Origin of the sequence: Synechococcus sp. H55.10 (assembly GCF_047502715.1) — a bacterium.
In the GTDB taxonomy this organism is placed as follows: Bacteria; Cyanobacteriota; Cyanobacteriia; order Thermostichales; family Thermostichaceae; genus Thermostichus.
This window is the reverse complement of the sequence record NZ_JANSJJ010000258.1, coordinates 1-537: the sequence shown is the minus strand read 5'-3', so window position 1 is coordinate 537 and position 537 is coordinate 1. Positions and strand designations below refer to the sequence as shown.

Here is a 537-nt window from a genome sequence, read left to right as displayed (position 1 = left end):
GTTTCCTTCTCGATTGGCTGTCTCACCGGCTGGGATCCCTGCTTGGCACACCGGAGCGCTCCTCTGGGCCCTGGCTGGATAGCGATCTGCCGCGACTGAACAGCGCGGTGGAAGAAAAACTCAGGCCCCAACCCACTGATGCGGCTAAGGTGTCTGGCTCTGCGCCGCCGACCTCCGGGCAAGGATTGGATCTGCGCAAGTGGTTCAACCTGGATGTGATTGCCCCTGGGATCGTCGGGATCCTTTATCTGGTGCGCTGGTAAGTGGCTGTGCGGCTAACGGGGGTGCCCCCCTATCTATTGCCGGGGCCGATTTTGGTGGTGCAAACCCTGGTGCGAGACTGGGGATCCCTTTTTCCTTCCCTTTTGATCACCCTGCAAATTACGGTGGTGGCGTTCCTTTTGGCCACGGTCTCAGGGCTTTTGTTGGCGATTTTGTTTGCCCAGAGCAAATGGATTGAGCGCAGCCTCTTTCCCTATGCGGTGATTTTGCAAACAACGCCCATTGTTTCCATCGCGCCGCTGATCATCATCTGGC

At 57.9% G+C, this 537-nt stretch carries 2 protein-coding genes; both read left to right on the top strand.

Annotated elements, in window-relative coordinates; all coding sequences use genetic code 11:
- Nucleotides 1–263: hypothetical protein (locus NW858_RS12905; protein WP_414520647.1), on the top strand; the 263-nt coding region annotated here is incomplete at its 5' end.
- Nucleotides 264–537: ABC transporter permease (locus tag NW858_RS12900; protein ID WP_414520646.1), on the top strand; the 274-nt coding region annotated here is incomplete at its 3' end.